Origin of the sequence: Paraburkholderia sp. JPY465 (genome assembly GCF_050436725.1) — a bacterium.
Classification (GTDB): domain Bacteria; phylum Pseudomonadota; class Gammaproteobacteria; order Burkholderiales; family Burkholderiaceae; genus Paraburkholderia; species Paraburkholderia youngii.
On record NZ_JBNDMT010000002.1, the window covers coordinates 843,541 to 867,873 of the forward strand.

Below are 24,333 nucleotides of genomic sequence, written 5' to 3' on the forward strand. Positions count from 1 at the left end.
TCTGCTAACCTTGCTTCCTTTTTCCGAGGTCATCCATGCAAACCGCGGACGACAACAAATCACCGCTCGAACGCCATCTCGGCACGACGATCCGCGAGCTGCGCCAGTCTCACGAACTGACCATCGCGCAGGTCGCCGAGCAGGCCGGCATCAGCCGCGGAATGCTCTCGAAGATCGAGAACGCGCAAACCTCGGCCGGGCTCGACGTGCTCCACCGCATCGCCATGGCGCTCGGCGTGTCGATGTCGGCGCTGTTTCGCAACTTCGACGTCCCGCAAGGCGGCGCCCAACTGGTCAAGAAAGGCGCCGGCATGGAGGTCGTCCGCAAGGGCACGCAGCGCGGCCACACCTACCATCTGCTCGCGTACGATCAGGGCCCGCGCAAGCTCTTCGAACCGTTCCTCATCACGATGGACGACGAGTCGGAGCGTTTCCCCGTCTTCGAGCACCCGGGCACCGAGTTCATCCACATGCTCAAGGGCGTGATCGAATACCGCCACGGCCAGCAAACCTACATCCTGCATCCCGGCGACACGCTCACGTTCCGCGGCGATATCCCGCATGGCCCAGAACGCCTGATCAAGACGCCGATCCAGTTTCTTTCGATCTTCGTCTACGCTCAGTCCGCCGCCGAGTGAGCGGCCTCCACCTCGGCTCCGACCTCGCGGCCGCATTCCGGGCAACTGTCCCACTGTCATGCAACGTCCGTGCCATGTTTATCAGTGAGAATCAAAAGTTCCTGTCAATAAACACTGGCGGCGCACCGCGGTCTTGCCCCCTCTCCCGGCTTCTCCTGCTTCTGCTTGCCTGCGGTGCGCCCGAATCGTGAATGCGGTGCAAAGCTGCACTGAAACGGCCAGGCGGGTTACGACGGTGTATCAACACAACTTATAAAGTCGCCAAGGCGCGCAGCACGTCCTCGATCATTGCGCGCAATACCGGCTGCACGCGTGCCGCACGTACCTCGTCATAGGCAAACGGCGCGCGCTCGCTCATGTAGGTCGACTGGCACATCTCGAGCTGGAGCGCGTGCACACCGTCGTGCGGCGCGCCGAAGTGACGCGTGATATAGCCGCCCTTGAAGCGTCCGTTCGCGACCCAGCTGAACGAGCTCGCTGCGGCGGCGGCAACGGCGGCTGCCTGCAAGGCGGGTGCAGCCGTGCGGCCGTCCTGCGTGCCGAGGTTCAGGTCCGGCAGCTTGCCGTCGAACAGGCGCGGCAGCACGCTCGCGATCGAATGCGCCTCCCACAGCACGACGTGAGCGTGACGCTCGCGCAGACGCGCGAGTTCCGCGCGCAGCCGGTCGTGATAAGGCTGCCAGTAGTCCGTCACGCGCCGCGCTTTGTCCTGCGCGTTAGGCTCGCAGCCAGCGCGGTAGACCGGCTCGCCGCGAAACGTCTCAGCCGGGCACAGGCCGGTCATAGTTTGCCCCGGATACAGGCTCTCGTCGTTCGGCGGCCGGTTCAGGTCGATCACATAGCGCGACAGCTTCGCGCCAAGCACCGTCGCTCCCAATTCCGCGGCGAAATCGTACAGACGGTCGAGATGCCAGTCGGTATCGGCAACCGTGAGCGCCTGTTCCGTATAGAGCGGCTGAAGTTCGGCGGGAATCCGGCTGCCCAGATGTGGAATCGAGATCAGCAGCGGCGCCTCGCCGCTTTGCAACGTATATAGATCGTCCAAAGACGTTCTCCATGAAAACGACGCGACTAGAGCAATGCGTCGGCGGGAAGCTGCGGCAACGCACGCGCCAGCGCCGGCTGGATCGAGCGATCGATGACCGTGCGCGTCAAGGTGACGATTTCGCTCGCGAAATCGTCCCACTCGCCCTGCCGGTGCAGCAGGAAGAAATCGCGCCGTCCGAGCCGCCCGGACGGCAGCGGCAACACCGCGATCTCGTCGAGATAGTGCCGTGCTTGCCACAGGCACAGCGGCGTCGAGATCGCAAAGCCGAGCCGGGCCGCCACCAGACTCAGCAGCGGATCGGTCGCGTCGAATTCGTAGCGGCGCGGACTGTCAATGCCGAGATGCCGCGCGAAGCGCTCGACCTGCTGGCCGATCACCGAGCGCGCCGTATAGCGAATCAGCGGCAGCTCCGTCTTGAGCGTGCGCCAGTCGAGCGGCGCACGGCCGGCGAGATGGCTGCGCGCGACGACCGCGACGAACGCTTCCGAAAAGAGCGGCACTTCGACGATGCGCGCATCGTTCAGCGTCGTCTGCGTGCAGACGGCGAGATCGAGTTCCCGCTCGTGCAGCTGCTTCGACAGCCCCGGCGTGAGACCCGACCACAACGCGATCTGCCGGGCCGAATTCGACACCGCGCGAATCAGCTCCGGCCCGACCGTGGCCGCGAACGAATCGACACAACCAAGCCGCACAGGCAGCGTGCCCGCGTGCGACGCGTCGCCGATGCGCGTGCTGACCATCTGCGCATGCTCGAGCAGCGGCCCCGCGAGCTCGAGCAAGGCGCGCCCGGCAATATTGGGCCGCGGCGGCCGGCTCTCGCGGTCGAACAGCGTCATGCCCTGATCGCGCTCGAGCGCCGAGACCGCCTGGCTGATCGCACTCTGGCTCACGCCCAACTGCCTGGCCGCGCCCGTCATCGAGCCGGTCTCGCACACGGCGATGAAGGCCTGCAGCGCGCGCAGATCGATTGGCGGTTGAGTTCGTCTCATCATGACTCCAGTGTCCGCGGCGCCCAGCGCATGTCGCGCGACGATGTCGAATGCTGCTTGCTCAAAATTCGCCCGCGTTTCGGCTTTCTAGAATCCGTTCCATCGCCCCTACAGGAAAATCGGAACGCTCCCATGAGCCACTATGACTTCATCGTGATCGGCGCCGGCGTGATCGGCGCCTCGGTCGCGCACCATCTCGCCGCCGCCGGCGCGAAAAGCGTGCTGGTCCTCGAGCGCGACACGATCGGCGCCGGCACGACTTCGCAATCATCCGGCCTGCTGCGCACGCACTATTCGGTTCGCCAGAACGTCGAGCTCGCGCGCTCGTCGTGGTCGGCGTTCAACCACTTCGCCGAGTATGTCGGCGACGACGAAGCGTCGTGCGGGCTCGTCAAATGCGGCTACCTGATCTGCGCGCCCGAAGGCGACAAGCTCGAACCACTGCGCGCGTCGCTCGCCGCGCAGCAGGAGATGGGCATCGAAGTGCAATTGATGAACCGCGCCGAAGCGCGCGAGCGCCTGCCGATCGCGCAGTTCGACGACGCGGCGCTGATCGGATTCGAGCCCGAGGCCGGCTTCGCCGACGCCTATCTCGTCGCGACCAGCTTCGCCAGGTCGGCGCGCCGCCGCGGCGCGAAGATCATGGAAGGCGTGAGCGTGACGGGCGTGATCCGCGAAGGTCGCCGCGTGACCGGCGTCGAGACGAGCGCGGGCCGCTTCAGCTGCGGCACCCTCGTCAGCACGCAGAACATCTGGACGCCCGAGCTGGCCGCCTGGATCGGCGTGCCGCTGCCTGTGAAACCCGAGCGCCACACGGTGCTCGCCCTCGAATGCGAGACGGGGGCATACACCTTCGGCATGCCGGCGTTCAAGGACCTCGGTTCGCCCGGCATGCTCTATTTTCGCAGCTACGGCGGCAGCCAGATGCTGGTGTCCGAAGGCGTGGTCGGCGAAACGCTCAACGCGCCGGAGACCGAGCAGGGCGAGATCTCCCTCGACTATGTCGTCGAAGTCGGCGCGCAGGTCGCCGAGCGGTTTCCCGCCTACGAGACGGCGGGGCTCGCGTCGTCGTGGACGGGCGTCTACGACGTCACGCCCGACTGGAATCCGGTGCTCGGCGGTGTCGGCGATGTCGAGGGACTGGTGGTCGGCTTCGGCTTCTCCGGACACGGCTTCAAGCTCTCGCCGGGCATCGGCAGGCTGCTCGCGCAGCATGCGCTCGGTCAGCCGACCGATGTGTCGCTCGCGCCCTATGCGCTCGAGCGCTTCTCGACGGGCGCGCTGCTGGTCGGCAAATACGGCTCGGGCGCGGTGTCCTGATTCATGGAGACGATCATGTCCATCAAGGTTCTCGTCCCCGTCAAGCGCGTGGTCGATCCGAACGTGCGCGTGCGAGTCGGCGCCGGCGGCGCGATCGACACGAACGGCCTGAAGATGTCGCTCAATCCCTTCGACGAGTGCGCGCTGGAAAAAGCGTTGCAACTGAAGGAAGCGGGACACGCCTCGCAGGTGACCGTCATCACCTGCGGGCAGGCCAATAGCCAGGACGTGCTGCGCACGGCGCTCGCGATGGGCGCGGACAACGCGGTCCTGCTCGATACGGGCGCGGCTGCGACATCGCAGGACTCGCTGGACTCGCTGGCTGTCGCGCGCCTGCTGCGCGCGTATCTGTCGGCGCACGGCGATGCATTCGGCCTCGTGATCTGCGGCAAGCAGGCCATCGACGACGATACGGGCGGCGTCGCCGCGATGCTCGCGGGCCTGCTCGACTGGCCGCAGGCGCTCGACGCGAGCGCCATCGTCGCCCACGGCTCCGGCTGGCGCGTGACCTGCGGCGACGACTCGGGCACCGCGACATGGCAGCTCGACGGCGCGGCGGTCGTCAGCGCGGACCTGCGCCTGGCCGAGCCTCGGCGCGTGAGCTTGCCGAACATCGTGAAGGCCAGGCAGAAGCCTCTCGCGACCCTCGACGCGGCCACGCTCGGCGGCACGCTCACGCCGCAAAGCCGGATCGTCGAGCTGCGCGATCCGCCCGCGCGGCAGGCGGGCGTGAAGGTCGCGAATACCGCGGCTTTGCTCGATGCGCTCGCGGCGCATCGCGTGTTCGACCGCGCAGGAGCCATCGTATGAAAACTCTGGTACTGGCTGAATCGGATCACGGCTCGATCAGCGACGCCACGTTGCGCGTAATCGGCGCTGTCTCTCAGCGAGGCGCGCCGCTCGACGTGCTTACGTTCGATGCCGAGACCGCCAACGAGGCCGCGCAGATCCCCGGCGTAGCACGCGTGCTGAGCAGCCGCTACGACGGCGTGGCGACGCCGGAAAGTCTCGCCGCTCAATTGCGCAGCGTGTGCACCGGCTATTCGCTGATTGCCGCCGCCCATCGGCCGCTGGCGCGCGGCGCGTTTCCGCGCGCGGCCGCGTTGACCGGCAGCGCGTTCGTGCCTGACGCGCTCGGACTCGCGAACGATGGCTGTTTCGTGCGTGGGCTGTATGCGGGCAGCGTGCTGGCGACCGTGGCAAGCGAAACGGCGCTCACGTTCGCGACGTTTCGCGCGTCGTCGTTTGCGCCGGTCGAACGTGCGGGCGGGAACGCGTCGATCGTGACGCTCGATGCCGTGCCTGCGTTTGAAAAGACAAGCCTCGTGGAACGACAGGCGGCGCAGCAAACGGGCCACGATCTATCGACTGCGCGCGTCGTCGTGGCAGGCGGCCGGGGCCTCGCGTCGCAAGAAAACATGGCGCGGCTCGGCACCCTGGCCGAGCGCATCGGCGCCGCTCTCGGCGCCTCGCGCGCCGCCGTCGATGCCGGTTACGCGCCCAACGCCGCACAGGTCGGACAGACCGGCAAAACGGTCGCGCCCGATGCTTACCTGGCCTTCGGCATCTCCGGCGCGATTCAGCATCTGGCCGGCATGAAGGACTCGAAGCTCATCGTCGCCGTCAATAAGGACCCCGACGCACCGATCTTTTCCGTCGCCGACATCGGGTTCGTCGGCGATTTGTTCGAGACGATGCGCGACCTGGAAGCGTACGTCGGCGCACGGGGCACCTCATGACGGACTTCACGCATCCGGATCAACGCGGCGCCCCGCTCCGTGCCTCGGCGAGCTTCGGGAAGCCACCCTCGCAGCACTCGATTCATTTCTTCGACTGCGCGCAACTCGCGCCCGAAACGTGGGCGAACGGCGGCGGCATCACGCGCACCATCGCCAAACGCGCGAGCGACGATGGCGGCATCGAGTGGCGCGTCAGCCTCGCCGCACTGAATGGTCCCGGCAGGTTCTCGCAATTTCCGGGACTCGATCGCACGCTGCTGTTGCTCGATGACGGCGCGCTCGATCTGCATTCGCAGGATGGCGCGTGGTTCGCGCGCCCGGGACAGCCCGTGCAGTTTTCCGGCGATCTGCTGATCTGGGCGAGCGTGCGCGCCCGACCGGTCGAGGTACTGAACGTGATGACGCGGCGCGGCGCTTGCCAGGCCCGCGTCAATGTCGCCTCGCACTCGCTGCGGATCACCGCAGCTTCGACGCAGCTCGTCTTGTGCGTCGAAGGACAATGGGGCGTGACGAGCGCGCTGCTCAACGGCGTGTCGCTGCAGCCGATGACAGGCATCTGGATCGACGGACGACGCGAGGAAATCGACCGCAGCGCCGTTTATGGCGGCGCACTGAATCTCGACGGCGTGCTGCGCATCCAGGTCACTCACGCCGGCAAGGATTCGACGCTCGGCAAGATCATCGCGCTGATGCAGCATGCGGAGCAGGCGAAACCGCCCGTCACGCAGGTACTCGAGCGGCATATGGGCGCGTATCTCGCGCTCGTCCTGCTGATCGCCGCGATCGTCTGGTTCACGTCCGCCAATGCATCGGCGATGCTCGCGGTCATCGTGGCCGCGTGCCCGTGCGCGCTGGTGCTCGCCGCGCCGTCCACGGCCATTGCCGGGATCGCGGTCGGCGCGCGGCACGGCATTCTGTTTCGCAATGCCGCGTTCCTCGACAAGATCGCCGAGGTCGATTCGCTCGTGATCGACAAGACGGGCACGCTCACCCGCGCGGAATTGCAGGTCCGGCAGGTGTGGCCGCAGCCCGGTGTCGACGCCGCGCAGGCGCGTGCGCTGGCCGCGCGGCTCGGCGAAAGCAGCGCGCATCCTGCGAGCCGCGCGCTCGTCCGTGATGCCGTTGCGTCCGGCCTCACGAGCGCCGATGTTGCGCCGTTCGAACGCACGCGGGAATTGCGCGGGCTCGGCGTCATCGCCGACACGCCGGCCGGCACGGCGGTACTCGGCCGGCCCACACTGCTGGCCGACCATGCCGGTGACTTGCCGCCGGCGCCTGACGGTTTCGACGGGCCGCTCGTCGGACTCGTGCTCGGCGGGCGGCTGCTCGCGTGGTTCGGTTTTGCCGACACGTTGCGGCCCGACGCGCGCGAAGCGCTCGCCGAGCTGCGAACGCTGGGCCTCGCGCGGCAGACGCTGCTGACGGGCGACCTCGAGCGCGTCGCCGGCAAAGTCGCGGCCGAGACGGGTATCGAGACGGTGGTCGCGCAGGCGCTGCCGCACGACAAGCTCGATTACGTGATGCGCGAGATCGGGGCGGGCCTGCATCCGCTCGTCGTCGGCGACGGGCTGAACGACGTGCTGGCGATCAAGGCCGGCTCGACGAGCATCGCGATGGGCGAGCGCGGCGTCGACATTGCGATCGCGTCGGCCGACATCGTGCTGCTGGGCGACGATCTGCGGCGGATTCCGACCTGCATCCGCCTCGGCCGGCAATGCCGGCGCACGGCGACGACCAATGCGGCGATCGGCCTCGCGTGGACGCTCGCGGTGATCGCGCTCGCCGCGACCGGCATGCTCGGCGCAGTGTGGGCAGCGATCCTGCACAACGTCGGCACGTTCATCGTGATCGCCAACGCGGGCCGTCTGCTGCGGATCGACGACTCCGCTAGCTCGGCGTTCGCTCCTTAGCTTCTGTCCAGGACCTTATCGGCACGCGCTGACCGCCTCCGGCGAAGCGACGAAATGCCCCGGCGTCACGCCGACCGCGCGCCGGAAATGTCGGCCAAGGTGACTCTGATCGAAAAACCCGACCTCGGTCGCGACCTCACACGGCGGGACGCCGTCGCGCAATAGCCGCTTGGCGTGTTGGATCCGCACCAAACACACATAACGATGCGGCGAGATTCCCACTTCTTTGCGGAACAGCGTCGCAAAGCGCGACACACTCAAGCCCGCCGTCGCCGCGAGCGTCGCAAGACTGACGGGCTGCGCGAACGAGCTTTCGATAAAAGCCACGGCCCGCCTGATCGCACGCGACATCACCACGGTCGTGCCGCTGGCGGTGTAGTCGAAGATTCCAGTCATGTCGTATCCCCTCGGGCCACAAAATCATGCGCGCCGCTCCGACGACACCGATTCGACACGGCGGATGCCGTCATCGCGAAGCGCGAGTTGGCCATCAGACGCGCAGCGTGACGGACTGCGCGAGCCCACCAGCCGCAGTAGCGCCGTCCGGCGGTCCGTTCTGGTACTGCTGCAGTTCCGCTTCGCTGCGATGGCACAGCACCTGCGCGCCGCTCTCGAGCGTGCGCGCGGCCGGCGGCGTGCGGTTGCAGACCCCATCGATGCGCATCGGACAACGTGCGAGAAACGTGCATAGCTGCGGCTCATTGGCCGGCTCGCCGATCGGCGGCAGCGTCTGATGACAGCGCTCGCCCGCTTCTTCGAGCCAGCCGGCGCGAAGTTCCGGCGCGGACGACACCAGCAGATGCGAATACGGGTGGTACGGCGGCGCCGACAACGCGTCGCGGTTACCCGCCTCGACGCGGTGCCCTGCGTACAGCACGACGATGTCGTCGCTGATCGCGCGCACCTTGGCGATGTCGTGCGTGATGAACAGATACGACACGCCGAGCTTTTTCTGCAGATCGCGCAGCAGTTCGAGAATGGCTGCGCCGACCACCGTATCGAGCGCGGAGGTGACTTCGTCGCAAAGGATCAGCTTGGGTTCGGCGGCCAGCGCCCGCGCGAGATTCACGCGCTGTTTTTGCCCGCCCGACAACTCCCCGGTGCGACGTTGCGCCAGTTCGGCTGGCAGGCGCACCAGGCCAAGCAGTTCGGCGACGCGGCGCCGCGCGGCCTCGCCCTTCATACCGTGATAGAACTTCAACGGGCGCGCCAGCGTGCGCTCGACGGTATGGGTCGGGTTGAGCGCCGTGTCGGCGTTCTGGAACACGATCTGGATACAGCGAAACTGTTCGCGGCTGCGACGGTTCAGGTTGGCGGCAAGCGGCTCACCATCGAGCAGCAGCTTGCCGCGCGCCATCGGCACCAGCCCCGCGATCACCTTCGCGAGCGTGGTCTTGCCCGAACCCGACTCGCCGATCACGCCCACCGTCTGGCCACGGCCGATTGCGAGGTCGACGTCGCGCAGAATGACCTTGTGCGGCCAGCCGTGCGCGTCGGTGCCGCCGTAGCCGGCCGTCAGCCCGCGCAGTTCGAGCAGCGGCGCCGCGTTGCGTTGCGACGCGTCCAGCGCGGCCGCGGTCGATGCAGCGGGAGCGACTGGCGTCACCGCGGCTATCAGGCTCTGCGTATAAGGATGGGCCGGCGCATGCAGAATCTGCTCGGTGCGGCCCGTTTCGCGAATCTCACCGTTACTGAGCACCACGATCCGATCGGCCATCTGCGCGACCACCGCCAGATCGTGCGACACATAGACGGCGGTCATTCCGCATTGCCGGATCACGCCGCGAAACGCTTGCAGCACGTCGATCTGCGTCGTGACGTCGAGCGCCGTGGTCGGCTCGTCGAGGATCACGAGGGCGGGGTCGGTGATCAGCGCCATCGCCGCCATCAGCCGCTGCAACTGGCCGCCCGACACCTGGTGCGGGTAACGCTGGCCGATCTTCTGCGGGTCCGGCAGCGCGAGCGCGCGGAACAGTTCGACCGCTTTTGCCTGCGCGGCGCGCTTGCTGAGCGTGCCGTGAATCAGCGCGCTTTCGATCACCTGGTCCATGATCGAGCGCGCCGGGTTGAACGCGGCCGCCGCGCTTTGCGCGATATAGGCAACCTTGCGGCCACGCAATCCCTCGAGCTGTTTCGGCGACAGTCCGAGCACGTCAGTGTCGTCGACCCGGATCGACCCGCCCGCGATGCGGCAGCCGCTGCGAGCATGGCCCATCAGCGACAGCGCGATCGTGGTCTTGCCCGAACCCGATTCGCCGATCAAGGCGAGCACCTCGCCGCGCGCAATCTCGAAGTCGATGTCGTGCACGATCGTGGTATCAGGCTCGCCGGGGCGGCTTCCCACCACGCGCAGGCCCCGCACTTCGACCAGATTGGACGAAGGTAACGACGCGGTCTGCGAGGCGGCCGTAAAGTCCGCGTGAGCACGTCTGAACAGGTGTCCCTTCATCAATGGCCTCCATCGGCATCGGGCATGTTCTTGCGGCGCCCACGATGCGGCAGTCCGTCGATCAGCAGGTTCACGCCGACCGTCAGCACCGCGATTGCGATCGCGGGCAGGATCACCACGGGCACGCCTTCACCGAGACCGGCGATGTTCTCGCGCACCAGCGAACCGAGATCGGCATACGGCGGCTGCACGCCCAGGCCGAGAAAGCTCAGGCTGCTCAGCAGCAGCACGACGAACGTGAAACGCAGCCCGGTGTCGGCGAGCATCGGGTGGATCATGTTCGGCAGCATCTCGAAGCACGCGATGTAAAGCGCGCTTTCTCCGCGCGCCCGGGCGACCTGCACATATTCGAGCGTGCCGATATTGACCGCGAGCGAGCGGGCGATCCGGTACGAGCCCGGCATGTAGCTGATGGCCGCTGTCGCGATCAGCAACGGCAGCGACGAGCCGAACGCGGCGACGATCATCAGCGCGAACATCTTCGACGGAATCGAGGTGACCGCATCGAGCAGCCGGCTCATGGTTTCGTCGATATGGCGGCCGGCGACGGCCGCGAGCAAGCCCAGCATCGTCCCGGTGAGCGCCGCGAGCAGCGCCGCGGCGAGCGCCAGCACGACCGTCAGCCGCATGCCGTAGATGATGCGGGTCAGCATGTCGCGGCCCAGGTAGTCGGAGCCGAGCGGCAGCTTCGCGCTGAAGCCAGCGAAGACGTCGGGCGTGACGATCGCGCCCACCGCGTGCGGCGCGATCCACGGCGCGAACGCCGCGACGAACAGCGCGCAACTCACCATCGCGAGACCGATCCAGCCGCCGGTCGACAGATTCATGCGCTGAGCGACGCTGCGACGGCGCACCGGCCGCGGCGCCGGAGCGCCGCCGCCACGCCATGACCGTGGTGGCTCCGCGCCCTGCGGCAGCATGCTGCTGCGCTGCACCGGCTCGAGCGCGCCGAGTGGGTGAGACGAATCGGAAGAAGGTCGAAGAGTCGTCATGTCCGCAGCCTCGGGTTCGAGATGATGGCGCACAGGTCGGCTAGCAGCACGAGCATCAGATAGCCGAGGCAGAACAGCAGCGTGCAGGCCTGCACGAGCGGGAAGTCGCGGTTGCTCACCGCGTCGACCATCAGGCTCGCGAGGCCCGGATAGTTGAAGATGGTCTCGACGACGATCACTCCGCCCAGCAGATAAGACAGGCTCAGCGCGATCGCGTTGGCAATCGGGCCGATCGCATTCGGCAGTGCGTGGCGCAGTACCACGCGCGCGGGGCTCGCGCCCTTCAGCATCGCCATTTCCACATACGACGAACTGAGCTGCTCGATCACCGCGGCGCGGGTCATGCGGGCCATCTGCGCAATCACGACTGCGCAGAGGGTTACGACCGGCATTGCATACGCGCGCAGAAAGTCGTGCAGGCTCTCGATGTCGCCGCTGTACGACAGCGCGGACAGCCAGTGCAGCTTGACGGCCAGCACCAGCACCGCGAGCGTCGCGATCAGGAACTCGGGCGTGGCGACCAGCGACAGCGTACCAAGGCTCACGATGCGGTCGATCAGCGAGTCGCGCTTGACCGCCGCCAGGATGCCCGCCGACACCGCGATCGGCACCGACACCGCGGTGGTGATCGCCGCGAGGGTCAGCGACTTCGGCAAGCGCCCTTCGATCAGCTCGGAGACCGGCAGATTATTCGATAGCGACACGCCGAAGTTCGCGTGCAGCAGACCGACGAGCCAATGGAAGTACCGCAGGTAAGCCGGCTGGTCGAGACCGAACTGCTGGCGCAGTGCCGCGACCGTTTCGGCCGTTGCCGACTGGCCGAGTGCGGCCTGCGCGGCATCGCCGGGCAACAGATTGGTGATCACGAAGATGATGATGGAGACGATCACCAGCGTCAGCGCAGTGACCGCAATGCGCCGGCCGATCAACTGGGCGATATTCCCGTTCATAGGCATGAGCTCCTCGGTTGAGGCTTTGGGGCACGCGCCGTGCGTCGCCCGGCGCGTGCGCGCGCTTCAACGTGTTACGCGTTCCACCATACGTACTCGGCGAAGTTGAAGCCCATCATCGCGCCGGTAGGTATGGGTTGAAGCCCTTCCAGGCGCTTGTCGTTCGCATCGAGCAGGCTCAGGAAGGTCGGAATGCCGATGCCGCCCTGCTCCGCTACCAGCACCTGCATGTCGCCGTACATCTGCTTGCGCTTCGCATCGTCGGTTTCCGAGCGCGCGGCGACCAGCAGCTGGTCGAACTTCGGGTTGTTCCAGCCCGACTCGTTCCACGGCGCGTCCGACTTGAAGAACTGCGTGAACAGCACGTCGGCGCTCGAGCGGGGATTGACGCTGCCGAACCCGAGCGGATGCTTCATCCAGTGGTTCGACCAGTAACCGTCGGCCGGCACGCGGTTGATGTTCAGGTTCACGCCGATCTTCGCGGCGGACTGCTGCAGCAGCACGCCCATTTCGATCGAGCCGTTCGCGTCGGTCGTCGCATAGATCGGCGGCAACGCCGTCCCGATCGCTCCGGCTTTCTGGAAGTAGAACTTCGCCTTGTCCGGATCGTGCGGCCGCTGCGGCAGCGACGCATTGAAGTAACGGTGGCTGGGTGGAATCGGCTGATCGTTGCCGACCACCGCATAGCCGCGGAACACCGCCGTGCGGACCTGGTCACGATCGAACAGATACTTCATGCCCTGCACGAAATCGGGGTTGCCGGTCAGCGGATTGTCGCGTCGCATGATCAGATCGGTATAGAGACCCGACTTGGTCTCGCGCACCTCATAGCCCGGCGTCGCGGCAATGCGCTGCGTCGAGCGCGGATCGACCGCGTTGATCAGGTGGACATCGCCGGACAGCAGCGCATTGATGCGCGCCGCGTCGTCGCCGATACCGATCAGCTCGATCTGGTCGAGGTAGGGGCCGCCGCCCGTCTTCCAGAAGTTGTCATTGCGCACGCCGACTGTCGAGACGCCGGGCTTGAACGTCTTCACCTTGTACGGGCCGGTACCGACGGCCGTCGTGAACTCCGTCGTGCCGTCCTTGATGATCACGAATTGCGGCGTGGCGAGAATCACCGGCAAGTCCGCGTTGGGCGACGCGAGCGTGAGTGTGACTTCGTTGGGGCCGGTCTGCTTCGCTTCCACGAACTGATCGGCCAGCGTCTTCACCTTCGAAGCAGTCGCCGGATTCTTATGACGCATCAGCGAGTAGACGACATCGGCGGGCGCAAGCGGCTTGCCATCGTGGAAGGTCGCGCTCTTGCGCAGCTTGATCACCCACACCTTCGCATCGCTCGTGTCCACCGCTTCGGCGAGATTCATCCGCGGCGTCAGCGAACTGTCGAGTTGCGTCAGGCCGCTGTAAAACATGAAGAAGCGGATGTAGTCAGCACCTGCCGATCCCTTGGCCGGGTCGAGCGTATCCGCGGTCGACGATGAGTCGTAGGCGACCCGGATCTTGCCGCCTTTCTTCGGCGCGGCTGCCGCAAGCGCCGGGCGAGCGCCCGCCAGCAAGCCTCCCGCGCCGGTGGCGAGCAAGCCGCCGGCAGCCAGCAAACGCATCATGTCGCGGCGGCTGAAACCGCCCGTTTTGATTTCGTCGTCGTACATGCGAACTGCTCCTCACTGGTGATTGAACGCGGGATATCCAGCATTGGTGTTCGACGGCGCTCCGCGTGCTGGTCGCGGCGCGGCGGCACTGCATGAATCGATTTAAGCACTGCAAAAAATGGCGTTGATCGCGTATCGCTGGATTCGACCATTCGAAAACATGGTTTTGCGTGGTCCAAACAGCATGATTTGCCGCCCCTGGCATTGACCCTGACGCGCGAGCCCGGCGCCGTGTGCGATCTTCGAAGCGAGGCGTCGGTGCATGCACATCATCGTAGCGGCGAGCGCACCGCGGATTGCACCGACAAAATTGGCCGTTTCAGCACGCCGCACGCAATCTGCACGACCGAACCACACATTTCGCGTGGCATGCCCGGCACGGGCGCAGCGGCGCCTCGCCGGGCGCGGCACGCACGACGATGAGAAGTTCGTACTAGTCAACGCGCGAGCAACGTGCAACAGTCGCGGCACGGCCGACAAATCACGGAGCACCCCGTGCCCGATTCAACCACGCACGCACTTGTCACCTACCGACGCCTGACCGCCAACGACCTGCCCGCCGCACAACGCCTGTCCGCCGCGATCGGCTGGCCGCATCGCCGTGAAGACTGGGGATTCTCCGCGCACACGGGAATCGGTTTCGTCGCCGAGACGGCAGGCGCATTGGTCGGCACCGTCGTGTGCTGGAAGTTCGGCGCGGATCAGGCGACGCTCGGGATGCTGATCGTCGCGCCGGAGCACCGCGGCCTGGGTATCGGCCGCACGCTGCTCGCTTACGCACTCGACGAGATCGGCAAGCGCGACATCACGCTCTATGCGACCGACGCTGCCCGGCCGATGTGCGACGCGCTCGGCTTCGAGGCCTGCGGCGCACTCGACCAGATGCAGGGCGCGGCGTTCCGTCCGCCGCTCGTCGCGCTGGCCGCCAACGAGCGGCTGCGCCCGCTCGGCGCGAGCGACGCCGTGCAACTCGTCGAGCTGGCATCGCGCGCGAGCGGTCTCGACCGCAGCCACGTGCTGCCGCCACTGCTCGACCTCGCCGACGGTATCGCGCTTGATCGGGACGGCGAACTACTCGGCTTCTCGATGTTCCGTCGCTTCGGGCGCGGTTTCCTGATCGGCCCCGTGGTCGCCGGCGCGAGCCCGGGCGCCGTGCACGCCAAAGCGCTGATCCGTCATTGGCTCGCGCTGAACGAAGGCGCGCTGGTCCGCATCGACGTGCCGCACGGGCAAGGCCTGCGAACGTGGCTAACCGGCCTCGGCCTCGCACCCACGGAGACGGTCGTCAGGATGCGGCGGATCGCATCCGCGCAACCCCGTTCCGAGCCCAGCCGCGGCGACGGCCCGCTACGTCAGTATGCGGTGATCACGCAGTCGCTGACCTGACGCGGCCACGAACGCTCGGCTGAACTCGCGTTTGCGTCGCTATTAAGCACGCGCGGCAGAAAATGCCGTCTGTGGGGTAGAAAACGCTGCGCTTGCGCTCTTTGCGCATTTTTTTGGCGGAACGGCTCGCATGCGGCTCTCGCTACTATCAAGGGGTGACGCTCACCTGATCGCAACCTGCGGGGAAATACCACCATGTCAAGAACATCGCTCATCGACGCCGACCGCAAGCATCTGATTCACCCGGTCATCAACTACCGCGCGCACGAAGCGCGGGGCACCACCGTACTCGAATCCGGACACGGCGCTTATCTGCGCGACATCGACGGCAACGAACTGCTCGACGCGTTTGCGGGCCTGTGGTGCGTGAACGTGGGTTACGGCCAGCAGAGCATCGTCGAGGCGGCGACGCGGCAGATGACGAAGCTGCCCTACGCGACCACCTACTTCCACTTCTCGTCGGAACCCGCCATCGAACTGGCCGAAAAGCTGGTTGCGCTCTCCCCCGCTTCGCTGCACCACGTCTACTTCACGCTCGGCGGCTCCGATGCGATCGACTCGGCTGTCCGCTTCATCACGCATTACTTCAACGCGACGGGGCGTCCGGCGAAAAAGCAGATGATCGCGCTCGAGCGCGGTTATCACGGATCGTCGAGCGTCGGCGCGGGGCTCACCGCGCTGCCCGCGTTTCACCGCAACTTCGATCTGCCGCTGCCGCACCAGCACCACCTGCCGTCGCCCTATGCATACCGTCAGCCGCAAGGCGACAACGCGCAGGCACTGATCGCCGCGTCGGTCGCCGCGCTCGAAGCGAAGGTGGCCTCACTCGGCGCGGAGAACGTCGCCGCGTTCTTCTGCGAGCCGATCCAGGGGTCGGGCGGCGTGATCGTGCCGCCGGTCGGCTGGCTTAAGGCGATGCGCGACGCGTGCCGCCGTCTCGACATTCTGTTCGTCGCCGACGAAGTCATCACGGGCTTCGGTCGTACCGGCCCATTGTTCGCATGCGAGGCGGAACAGGTCGAGCCGGATCTGATGACGGTGGCGAAGGGGCTGACCTCGGGCTATGCGCCGATGGGCGCGGTGCTGATGTCCGACGAAATCTACCAGGGCATCGCGGGCGATGCGCGCGATACCGCAGTGGTCGGTCACGGCCAGACCTACTCCGCGCATCCGGTCAGCGCCGCGATCGGCCTCGAAGTGCTGCGTCTCTATCAGGAGGGTGGTCTGCTCGCTAACGGTATTGCGCAGGCGCCGCGTTTTGCCGCCGGACTCGACGCGCTGCTCGATCATCCGTTGGTCGGCGACTCGCGTCATCGGGGCCTGCTCGGCGCGCTCGAACTCGTCGCCGACAAGGGTTCGCGCGCACGCTTCGATGCGTCGCTGAAGCTGCCGGACCGGATCGCCGAAGCGGCCTACCGCAACCGGCTCGTGTTCCGCGCGTTCGGCGACAGCATCCTCGGTTTCGCGCCCGCGCTTTGCTTCGGCGAGGCGGAATTCGACCAGCTGTTCGGCCGTTTGCGGCGCACGCTCGACGAAGTGCTCGACCATGCGGAGGTGCGTGCCGCGTTGCGCGGCGCGAGCCGCGCAGCCGCCTGAGCGCGTGATAACATCGGCCTGCGCGTCGCTTGACTCACGCGAAGCGCGATGCAGCGAAAAGCAGAACCTTCGACGGGCAGACCGATACATGACGACAAGCGGCGACACGAAGCTGGACCGGATCGACCTGCGTATTCTTTCGCAACTGCAGAAAAAAGGCCGCATCACGAACGTCGAGCTTGCTGACGCCGTGGGGCTCTCGCCGAGCCCCTGTCTGATTCGCGTGAAAAGGCTTGAAAAGGCCGGCTATATCGTCGGCTACGGCGCACACATCCAGCTGCAGAAACTCGGCGACGTGCAGATCGTGTTCACCGAGGTCACACTTGCCGACCATCGCCGCGAAGACTTCGCCAAGTTCGAGGCGGCGATCCGTCCCGTGGAGGAGATCATCGAATGCCATCTGGCGAGCGGCGGATACGATTATTTGCTGAAGTTCGTCACGCGCAGCGTCAACCACTATCAGAGTGTGATCGAAGGACTGTTGGAGCGCGACATTGGCATCGAGAAGTATTTCAGCTACGTGATCATCAAGACGCCGTTCGTGAAATCCGAATACCCGCTGGAAACACTGTTCTCGCAACGGCATCAATGAAGCGGTCGCGGGCCCGGTGAGCTTTCAGCTTGCAATCAGCCGTTGGTGCTCAGCCACTCACCCGGCGTTCTGCCCAGCACGCGCTTGAAATGCCGGCATAGATGGCTTTGATCGAAGAAGCCCACCTCGGCCGCGACGATCGACGGCGGCATGCCTCGCCGCAGCAGGCGTTGCGCATGCCGTACCCGCACCAGCCTCACGTATTGCTGCGGCGACACGCCAATCTCCGCGCTGAAGCGCACCGCAAACCTCGAAATGCTCAGCTCCGCGACGGCGGCCATTTCGGCCAGGCTGATCGGCTCGGCGAAACATGCATCGATGAAGTTGACCGCGCGTTCGACGGCGCCGCTCACTCGATCCGGCACACGTCGCGCATGGCGGTTCGCGCCCGCGAGATCGGGCGCCGATGATGACGACGAGGTTCGGCTCGGGCTCAGCATCGACGCTCCGCTCACGCAACGCGCGACGCGGCAGGAGCCGCCGGCGAAGCGCCCCGGCCGGCCGCGAAGCGGCGGATGTCGAACGGCTCGAGCGGCGTGCTGGTCGCGCCCGTGTCGATCAGTTCAGCCATCGTGTCGCCGACGCCCGGCCCGAGCTGGAACCCCGCGCCGCAAAAACCGAACGCATAGAACAGGCCGCTCGTCGTACCGCTCGCGCCCATGATCGGCAGGTCGTCGGGCATATAGCCTTCGACGCCGCTCCATACCCGGATGATGTTCAGCCTGCGCAGCATCGGCGCGACGCGCTGCAACTGCCTGAACTGCAGCAACGTGCTTTGCGGCAGGACTTTCGCGCGGCGTTCGTCGAGATACGCCGGCGCACGCGCGCAGCCGCCGATCACGATATTGCCGCGCGCGACCTGGCGGAAGTACACGACCTCCTCGATTTGCGGCGACGACACGCCGACCACCGGCTGGATCGCATACGGCACAGGTTCGGTCACAGCCATTTGCGGGCCGTTGACGGCGATCGGCACCGCTTCGCCAAACTGCTCCGAGAGCAGATTGCCCCACGCGCCCGCTGTGATCAGCAGCACCGGGGCATGGAAGGTACGGCCCTCTGCGCTCGTCGCGCGAAACTCGGCGCCCTCTTTTTCGACGGTCACGACATCGCAGTTTTCGACGATCTGCGCGCCGAGCCGCGCCGCCGCGCGAGCAAACGCGGGCGCCGCGAGCCGCGGATTCGCGTGCCCGTCCATTTGCGAGTACGAGCCCGCCAGCACCTCGGCACCGAGAAACGGAAACCGTGCGCGCAGCGCGTCGCCGCGCAGCAGATCGAGCTTGAGACCGTAGTGCGCGGCCTCCTTCGCATACGTTTCGAACTGATCGGCCTGCTCTTCGCGATAACAGACGCGCACATGGCCGGACATCAGAAACTCGGCGTCGTGCTGGATCAGTTCGGGCAGACGCCCCCAGATTTCGCGCGAACGGTTCGCAAGCGGCAGTTGCGGCAGAAAGCGCCCTTGCCGGCGCACGTTGCCGAAGTTGGTACCGCTCGCCTGCTGACCAACGAGCTGGCGCTCGAGCAGGATCACCGAGCGGCCCCGTTGCCTCAGAAAAAATGCGGCGGAGGCACCCATGAACCCGCCGCCCACGATCAGCACATCGGCTTGTGCGCGGTTCATTCGGTATCCTCCACGGTTGCGATGGCCAGCGGCTTCACGGGTGCCTGCCCGCGAAGCCTGCCAACCTGCTCGAGCGGCACGTGCGCGGCCGCCGCGATCACCTCGGCGCCCGCATGGCCGCAGTAACGTCCCTGGCAGCGTCCCATGCCGACGCGGCTGAACGCTTTGGCGCGGTTCGCTTCCTGCGCGCCTTCGTCGCGCACCACGCGGCGCAGTTCGCCGGCGGTGATGCCTTCGCACCGGCAAACGATCGTATCGTCGGACAGACGGGCCGCCTGCCCGCCAGGCCACGCAAACGCTTCAGCGAGACCGCGCCGGAAGCGCTCCATTTTGCGCTGTTCGCGCGTCAACGTGGCGAGCGTCGCGGCCGGCACCGCACGCCCGAGATCGCTCAGTGCAGCGTAGGCTGCGAGCCGTCCGGCGATCTCCGCGCCATCCGCGCCGAGCACGCGCGCACCATCACCGGCGATGTAGACGCCCTTTTCGGTAGCACGTCCGAGTTCATCGATTTGCGGCACCCATTGCCGCGTCGGCGCATCGAAACGGAACGCGCAGCGCGCAAGGTCGGCCAACTGGGTTTCCGGACGCAGGTGATAGCCGAGCCCCACCGCGTCGCAATCGATCTGCGCGACGTTGCCGCGCGCATCGCGAAAGCGTACGCCAAGCACGCCGTCGTCCGGCGTGCCGACAATTTCGAGCGGCTCGATGCCGTTTTCGACCCGCACGCCCGAGCGCTTCAACGCCGCCACGAGCGCGCGGCCCTTGCGCAACACGTCGACGCGCGCCAGCAATTTGGGCAGCGCACGCAGCCGCGCACCGGTCGTCGACGTGTCGAGTACCGCTGCTACCTTGGCGCCCGCCTGCACATACTGGTTCGCAACCAGATACAGCAGTGGGCCGGTCCCGATGAATACGACCTGGCGGCCAATCGCGCAGGCCTGCGACTTCAGTGCGATCTGGGCGGCACCGAGGCTGTAGGTCCCGGCGAACTGCCAGCCTTTGACCGGCATGAGCCGGTCCGTCGCGCCGGGGCACAGGATCAGCGCGTCGTAGCCCAACGAACTCGCGTGTCCTTCGTGCACGATATGCAGCTTGCCTTGCGCAACGTTCCACGCGAGCGTCTGAGGACGGTAATCGATCTGCGCGCGCAGTCGCTCGAAGCTGCGATGCAGGTCCTCCGCGCGCGCGGCTTCAGTGCCGTACAGCTTCGCGTACGGCCGCCTGAAGCCGTCGGGCTGGCGCCGGTAGATCTGCCCGCCATCGCGCCGACCTTCATCGACGACGATCGGGCGGATGCCGGCCGCCAGCAATGTCTCCGCGCAGCGCGCCCCTGCGGGTCCTGCGCCGACGATTACGATGCGAGGTTCGCCCATGGGCCCTCCGGTTGCGTCGTGACGACGCGCATGCCTGCTTCGACCACGGTGGTGCAGGCGCGCAGCCGCTCGCCGTCCGCGGTCCATACCCAGCAATCCTGGCACGCGCCCATCAGGCAAAAGCCGGCGCGCTTTTCAGCACCGAATTCGGACCGCCGCACATGCCGCACCGAGCACAGCATCGCGGTGAGCAACGTGTCGCCGGCCAGCGCTTCGACGGTCTCACCGTCGATCGTCAGCTCGACTTTGGCGCGAGCCGTCTCGCCCAAGCGTACGAATCTGCCGTTCATGCCGCGGCTCCCGCCATGCCGTCCGGTGACACGTGAGCGTCGCTGCGATTGCTCAGCACGTGGCGCAGGAATTCGCGGGTACGCGCCTCGCGCGGCGAACCCAGCACCTGCTGCGCGGTGCCCTCCTCGATGATGAGTCCCGCGTGCAGAAAGCACACGCGGTCTGCCACTTCACGCGCAAAGCCCATTTCATGCGTGACGACCAGCATCGTCATGCCTTCGCGCGCAAGGGTGCGCATCACGCCGAGCACTTCGCCGACCAGTTCCGGATCGAGCGCCGAGGTCGGCTCGTCGAACAGGATCGCCTTGGGCTTCATCGCGAGCGAGCGGGCAATCGCCACCCGTTGCTGCTGCCCTCCCGAAAGCTGATGAGGATAGGCGTGCAGCTTGTGGCCGAGCCCGACTTTGTCGAGCAGTTCGGACGCTTCGCGTTGCGCTTGCGCACGCGCAAGGCGTTTGACGTGCACGGGCCCTTCCATCACGTTCTCGAGCGCGGTGCGGTGCGGAAACAGATTGAAGCGCTGAAACACCATGCCGACCTGGGTGCGCAACTGGTTGATGTTGCGCGCGCGCTGCTCGACGCGCTCGCCGAGCAGGCGTATCTCGCCTTCGTCGTAGGACTCCAGCGCGTTAATGCATCGCAGCAGGGTTGACTTTCCCGAGCCCGACGCACCGATCAGGCAGACCACTTCGCCCTGGTTCACGTTGAGCGAAATGCCCTTGAGAACAGGTACGGAGCCAAAACTCTTGTGCACATTCGTGATTTCGATCATCGCATCCTCGCTTCGCACTTACCTGGCCCTGTGCCGACCGAATCGTCGTTCCAGATTGCGGGTCATGCTCATCAGCGGCAGGCTCATCGCCAGGTAGCCGAGCGCGACGAGTGTGTACACCGTCAGATTCTGAAACGTCGACGACGCGATCAGTTGGCCTTCGCGAGTCATTTCGGCGACCGTGATCGTCGATGCAAGCGACGAGTCCTTCAGCATCATCACGAGCGTGTTGCTGTACGGTGGCAGAGCCACCTTGATCGCCTGCGGCAGGATCACCCGTACCATCGTCTTCACGCGACCCATGCCGATCGACTGCGCGGCTTCGTACTGGCCCGGATCGACCGCCTCGATACCCGCGCGGAAGATTTCCGCGACGTAGGTCGAGTAACCGAAACCCAGCCCGATGATGCTTGCCTGCAACGCCGATACCTGGATGTGGATATCCGGCAGCACGAAGTAGATGTAAAACAGCAGCACGATCATCGGCAGACCGCGCACGACGTTGATCATCGCGCTCACACCGCGTACCACGTGCGGATAGCGCGACATCTTCAACAGCGCCCAGGCCAGGCCGAGCACGGTGCTCAACAGCAGACAACCCAGCGTGATGATGATGCTCATCATCGCGCCTTGCAGCAGAATCGGTACAAAGTCGGCTATATCTTGCCAGCGCATGTCGTGCCTTCCCTTGCTGTTTGCATTCGTTCAGTCCGCCGCGCCGCTGGGCGGCGAACATCGCGGGGCGGGTCCCGTGTCGTGGCGGGCCCGCCTCCTGTCACGAGAAGCGAATCAGCTCGTGAGGTGCCACTTCTTCAGGATCGTGTCGAGCGTGCCGTCGGCCTTCATCTTCGTCAGTGCGTCGTTGATCTTCGCCATCAGCGCACTGTTGCCCTTCTTCACCGCTATCGCGATGTCGAACTTTTCCATCGGCACATAGGCATCTTCGACCCGCGTTCCCGCCATCGCGCCCGCCGCCTCCTGGGCCTTCAGGATCGGATAGTCGTTGAAGCCTGCGACGATGCGGCCAAGCGCGACGTCACGCGTCATGTCGGCCGGGCTGTCGTACATCTTCACTTCGGTGAAGATCCCGAGCTTCTTCAACTGATCGCCATAGTCGGTGCCGGTCGGCGCACCGACCGTCATGCCCTTCATGTCCTGCACCGAGTGATAGACGGCCTTGTTGCTCTCCTTCACGATGATGCCTTCGCCGAACGCCGTAACCGGCTGCGAGAAATCGACCACTTCGGCGCGCTTCGGCGTCGGCGTCATGCCGGCCACGATGATGTCGATCTTGCCCGATACCACCGACTGGATCAGCGCCGAGAACGGCACCGCGTCGTACGACACATTGAAGCCCTCGCGCTTGCCGATCTCCTTCACGACGTCCGGCATCAGACCTTCGATCTTCTGGGTCTTCACGTTCATGAACGTGGTCGGTGCGCTCGACGGCGGCGAGCCTGCAGTCAGCGTCGCCCCTTCGGCCGCGTGGGCGGCGTGGGCGGCGTGGGCGGCGCCGAACATCATCGTCATCGCGAGGCCCGCGCCCGCGGCAAAGCGCTGCACGGTGTTGAAACGGACGGCGGAAGCAGGCTGGAACATGAAACGCAACATGGGGATTTCCTTTGGGAATAGTGTTTTTCAATCTGCGCTGCCCTGCCATCTGACAGTCGCGATCAGTCGATCCGTTCAATGCAGTACATCCTGCAACCTGTAATACGCGCCGACCAGCGGCAGAAACCACGCGCGTCCGAAGTGTCCTGGAATCGCGGGCCATTCGAGCGTTCGCCACGGATTGCGCGCGGCGGCGCCGAACATCACGTCGGCCATCAGTCGACCCATGTGCACGGACATCTGCACACCGTGACCGCTGTAGCCCATTGAATAAAACAGTCCTTCATGCTGTCCCGCGCGCGGCAGGCGGTCGGCCGTCATGTCGACGAGGCCGCCCCAGCAGTAATCGATGCGCACATCGGCCAGTTGCGGGAAATATCGGGCGAGCCCGTCACGCAGAATCCGCCCGCTCTTTTCGTCCGAACGCGGGTTCGACATCGCAAAGCGCGCGCGGCCGCCGAACAGCAAACGCTCGTCAGGCGTGGCCCGAAAATAGTTGCCGATGTTCAGCGTCGTCACATACGAGCGACGCGTCGGCAACAACGCATCGAGGCGGTCCTTGCCGAGCGGCTCGGTCGCGACGATGAAGCTGCCGACCGGTGCGATGCGGCGCCGGAACCATTGCAGCGGACCGACCTGCGACGCGCCCGTGGCGATCAGCACGCGTTCGGCGCGGACCGTGCCGAGCGGACACTGCACGTCGAACGCGCTGCCGCCGAGTGGTTCCAGGTTCGTCACCGGCGCGTTCTCGTAGATCTGCGCGCCGCGGCGTGCCGCCGCCGCGCCGAGACCCACGCCGAATTTGCCCATGTGCATCTGCATGCCGTTGCGCTGCACGAGACCGCCGAAAAAGCTGTCAGACGCGATCTCCTTGCGGATCTGCTCGGGCGGCACCAGTTCGACATCAGGATCGACCTCGCGCCGCAACACCTCGTACGACTTCGCAAGCGACGCGAAATGCTGTGGCTTCGCCGCGAGCTTGATCTTCCCGGAGTGGCGCAAATCGCAGTCGATCCGCTCTTCCGCGATGATCGATTTCACCGTCTCGACGGCGCCCGCATACGCGCGATAGAACTCCGCCGCGCGCTCGCTGCCGATGCGCGCGGACAACGCGGCGTAGTCCTGCGCGACGCCCGTATTGCAATGGCCGCCGTTACGGCCCGATGCCTGCGCCGCGAGCCTGCCCGCCTCGAACACGATCACCGACTTGCCGCGTTTGGCGAGTTCCAACGCCGCCGACAGTCCGGTGAAGCCGCCGCCGACCACGGCCACGTCCACCCGCTGCGGCAGTGGACTCTGGGTGCCTCCGGTAAACCGTGGCGCGGTGTCGAGCCAGTAGGAGTCGAGCTTCATCGTGATGCATTCCTGTCGGTTGGGTGCGCCGCTCACTTGCGCACG

Annotated in this window: 23 protein-coding genes; 8 read left to right on the forward strand and 15 right to left on the reverse strand. The window is 66.1% G+C overall.

Translation table 11 applies throughout. The annotated features are described in order from the left end of the window. The first annotated feature begins 35 nt into the window (after positions 1 to 35). Positions 36 to 638 (forward strand): helix-turn-helix domain-containing protein, encoded by a 603-nt coding sequence (locus QFZ94_RS05920; protein ID WP_410851823.1) that lies wholly within the window; start codon positions 36 to 38, stop codon positions 636 to 638. Positions 639 to 888: 250 nt separating this feature from the next. On the opposite strand, the gene hutG is transcribed toward QFZ94_RS05920, so the two are convergent. After that, positions 889 to 1,683 carry an N-formylglutamate deformylase gene (hutG, locus tag QFZ94_RS05925; RefSeq protein WP_429455880.1) on the reverse strand — a complete coding sequence of 265 codons (795 nt, stop codon included), beginning with the start codon at positions 1,681 to 1,683 and terminating at the stop codon, positions 889 to 891. 26 nt (positions 1,684 to 1,709) lie between these two features. Beyond that, positions 1,710 to 2,675 carry a LysR family transcriptional regulator gene (locus QFZ94_RS05930; RefSeq protein ID WP_429455881.1) on the reverse strand — a complete coding sequence of 322 codons (966 nt, stop codon included), beginning with the start codon at positions 2,673 to 2,675 and terminating at the stop codon, positions 1,710 to 1,712. 132 nt (positions 2,676 to 2,807) lie between these two features. Here QFZ94_RS05930 and QFZ94_RS05935 point away from each other — a divergent pair, with 132 nt between their 5' ends. Genes QFZ94_RS05935 through QFZ94_RS05950 form a run of 4 tightly spaced genes read left to right on the forward strand, consistent with a single transcriptional unit; the run spans position 2,808 to position 7,644 of the window. After that, positions 2,808 to 3,995, forward strand: coding sequence for an NAD(P)/FAD-dependent oxidoreductase (locus QFZ94_RS05935; protein ID WP_429455882.1), 1,188 nt, complete (start codon positions 2,808 to 2,810; stop codon positions 3,993 to 3,995). Between the two features lie 21 nt (positions 3,996 to 4,016). Then, complete coding sequence (locus QFZ94_RS05940) at positions 4,017 to 4,805, forward strand: electron transfer flavoprotein subunit beta/FixA family protein (protein ID WP_429457714.1); 789 nt, start codon at positions 4,017 to 4,019, stop codon at positions 4,803 to 4,805. Beyond that, entirely contained in the window at positions 4,802 to 5,734 is a 933-nt protein-coding gene (locus tag QFZ94_RS05945; protein WP_429455883.1) for an electron transfer flavoprotein subunit alpha/FixB family protein, read from the forward strand. The genes QFZ94_RS05940 and QFZ94_RS05945 overlap by 4 nt, the downstream gene beginning before the upstream one ends. Beyond that, positions 5,731 to 7,644 (forward strand): HutD family protein, encoded by a 1,914-nt coding sequence (locus QFZ94_RS05950; RefSeq protein WP_429455884.1) that lies wholly within the window; start codon positions 5,731 to 5,733, stop codon positions 7,642 to 7,644. The genes QFZ94_RS05945 and QFZ94_RS05950 overlap by 4 nt, the downstream gene beginning before the upstream one ends. Before the next feature lie 15 nt (positions 7,645 to 7,659). Here the strand turns inward: QFZ94_RS05950 and QFZ94_RS05955 are convergent, their stop codons facing one another. The 5 genes from QFZ94_RS05955 to QFZ94_RS05975 form a co-directional block, all read right to left on the reverse strand. Next, the gene (locus QFZ94_RS05955; RefSeq protein WP_368624218.1) at positions 7,660 to 8,040 is read right to left on the reverse strand and encodes a helix-turn-helix domain-containing protein; all 381 of its coding nucleotides are present in this window, start codon (positions 8,038 to 8,040) and stop codon (positions 7,660 to 7,662) included. Between the two features lie 94 nt (positions 8,041 to 8,134). Then, the gene (locus tag QFZ94_RS05960; protein WP_429455885.1) at positions 8,135 to 10,093 is read right to left on the reverse strand and encodes an ABC transporter ATP-binding protein; all 1,959 of its coding nucleotides are present in this window, start codon (positions 10,091 to 10,093) and stop codon (positions 8,135 to 8,137) included. Further along, on the reverse strand, positions 10,093 to 11,085 hold the full coding sequence (locus tag QFZ94_RS05965; protein WP_429455886.1) for an ABC transporter permease: 993 nt from the start codon (positions 11,083 to 11,085) through the stop codon (positions 10,093 to 10,095). Before QFZ94_RS05965 ends, QFZ94_RS05960 begins: the two co-directional genes overlap by 1 nt. Next, entirely contained in the window at positions 11,082 to 12,035 is a 954-nt protein-coding gene (locus tag QFZ94_RS05970; protein WP_176110762.1) for an ABC transporter permease, read from the reverse strand. The genes QFZ94_RS05965 and QFZ94_RS05970 overlap by 4 nt, the downstream gene beginning before the upstream one ends. A 74-nt stretch (positions 12,036 to 12,109) precedes the next feature. Beyond that, positions 12,110 to 13,690, reverse strand: a complete 1,581-nt coding sequence (locus QFZ94_RS05975; RefSeq protein ID WP_429455887.1) for an ABC transporter substrate-binding protein — start codon at positions 13,688 to 13,690, stop codon at positions 12,110 to 12,112. Positions 13,691 to 14,185: 495 nt separating this feature from the next. On the opposite strand from QFZ94_RS05975, the gene QFZ94_RS05980 reads away from it, so the two are divergent. The 3 genes from QFZ94_RS05980 to QFZ94_RS05990 all read left to right on the forward strand — a co-directional run bounded on the left by QFZ94_RS05980 (position 14,186) and on the right by QFZ94_RS05990 (position 17,264). Beyond that, entirely contained in the window at positions 14,186 to 15,076 is an 891-nt protein-coding gene (locus tag QFZ94_RS05980) for a GNAT family N-acetyltransferase (protein WP_429455888.1), read from the forward strand. A 195-nt stretch (positions 15,077 to 15,271) separates the two neighbouring features. Then, positions 15,272 to 16,672 (forward strand): aspartate aminotransferase family protein, encoded by a 1,401-nt coding sequence (locus QFZ94_RS05985; protein WP_429455889.1) that lies wholly within the window; start codon positions 15,272 to 15,274, stop codon positions 16,670 to 16,672. Positions 16,673 to 16,760: 88 nt separating this feature from the next. Continuing rightward, the gene (locus QFZ94_RS05990; RefSeq protein WP_176110758.1) at positions 16,761 to 17,264 is read left to right on the forward strand and encodes an Lrp/AsnC family transcriptional regulator; all 504 of its coding nucleotides are present in this window, start codon (positions 16,761 to 16,763) and stop codon (positions 17,262 to 17,264) included. 35 nt (positions 17,265 to 17,299) lie between these two features. On the opposite strand, the gene QFZ94_RS05995 is transcribed toward QFZ94_RS05990, so the two are convergent. The 8 genes from QFZ94_RS05995 to QFZ94_RS06030 form a co-directional block, all read right to left on the reverse strand. Next, the gene (locus tag QFZ94_RS05995) at positions 17,300 to 17,704 is read right to left on the reverse strand and encodes a helix-turn-helix domain-containing protein (protein WP_429455890.1); all 405 of its coding nucleotides are present in this window, start codon (positions 17,702 to 17,704) and stop codon (positions 17,300 to 17,302) included. Between the two features lie 11 nt (positions 17,705 to 17,715). Then, positions 17,716 to 18,888 (reverse strand): NAD(P)/FAD-dependent oxidoreductase, encoded by a 1,173-nt coding sequence (locus QFZ94_RS06000; RefSeq protein WP_429455891.1) that lies wholly within the window; start codon positions 18,886 to 18,888, stop codon positions 17,716 to 17,718. Beyond that, positions 18,885 to 20,261, reverse strand: a complete 1,377-nt coding sequence (locus QFZ94_RS06005; RefSeq protein WP_429455892.1) for an FAD-dependent oxidoreductase — start codon at positions 20,259 to 20,261, stop codon at positions 18,885 to 18,887. Before QFZ94_RS06005 ends, QFZ94_RS06000 begins: the two co-directional genes overlap by 4 nt. Further along, a complete protein-coding gene (locus QFZ94_RS06010) occupies positions 20,240 to 20,551 on the reverse strand; it encodes a (2Fe-2S)-binding protein (RefSeq protein ID WP_368585188.1) in 312 nt (103 codons plus the stop codon). Before QFZ94_RS06010 ends, QFZ94_RS06005 begins: the two co-directional genes overlap by 22 nt. Beyond that, positions 20,548 to 21,324 carry an amino acid ABC transporter ATP-binding protein gene (locus QFZ94_RS06015; protein WP_018435684.1) on the reverse strand — a complete coding sequence of 259 codons (777 nt, stop codon included), beginning with the start codon at positions 21,322 to 21,324 and terminating at the stop codon, positions 20,548 to 20,550. The genes QFZ94_RS06010 and QFZ94_RS06015 overlap by 4 nt, the downstream gene beginning before the upstream one ends. Before the next feature lie 18 nt (positions 21,325 to 21,342). Beyond that, positions 21,343 to 21,999: an amino acid ABC transporter permease gene (locus QFZ94_RS06020; protein ID WP_368585186.1), complete on the reverse strand. Its 657-nt coding sequence runs from the start codon at positions 21,997 to 21,999 to the stop codon at positions 21,343 to 21,345. 114 nt (positions 22,000 to 22,113) lie between these two features. Then, entirely contained in the window at positions 22,114 to 22,935 is an 822-nt protein-coding gene (locus QFZ94_RS06025) for a substrate-binding periplasmic protein (RefSeq protein ID WP_429455893.1), read from the reverse strand. A gap of 75 nt (positions 22,936 to 23,010) precedes the next feature. Continuing rightward, positions 23,011 to 24,288: an NAD(P)/FAD-dependent oxidoreductase gene (locus QFZ94_RS06030; protein WP_368585184.1), complete on the reverse strand. Its 1,278-nt coding sequence runs from the start codon at positions 24,286 to 24,288 to the stop codon at positions 23,011 to 23,013. Between the last annotated feature and the right edge of the window lie 45 nt (positions 24,289 to 24,333).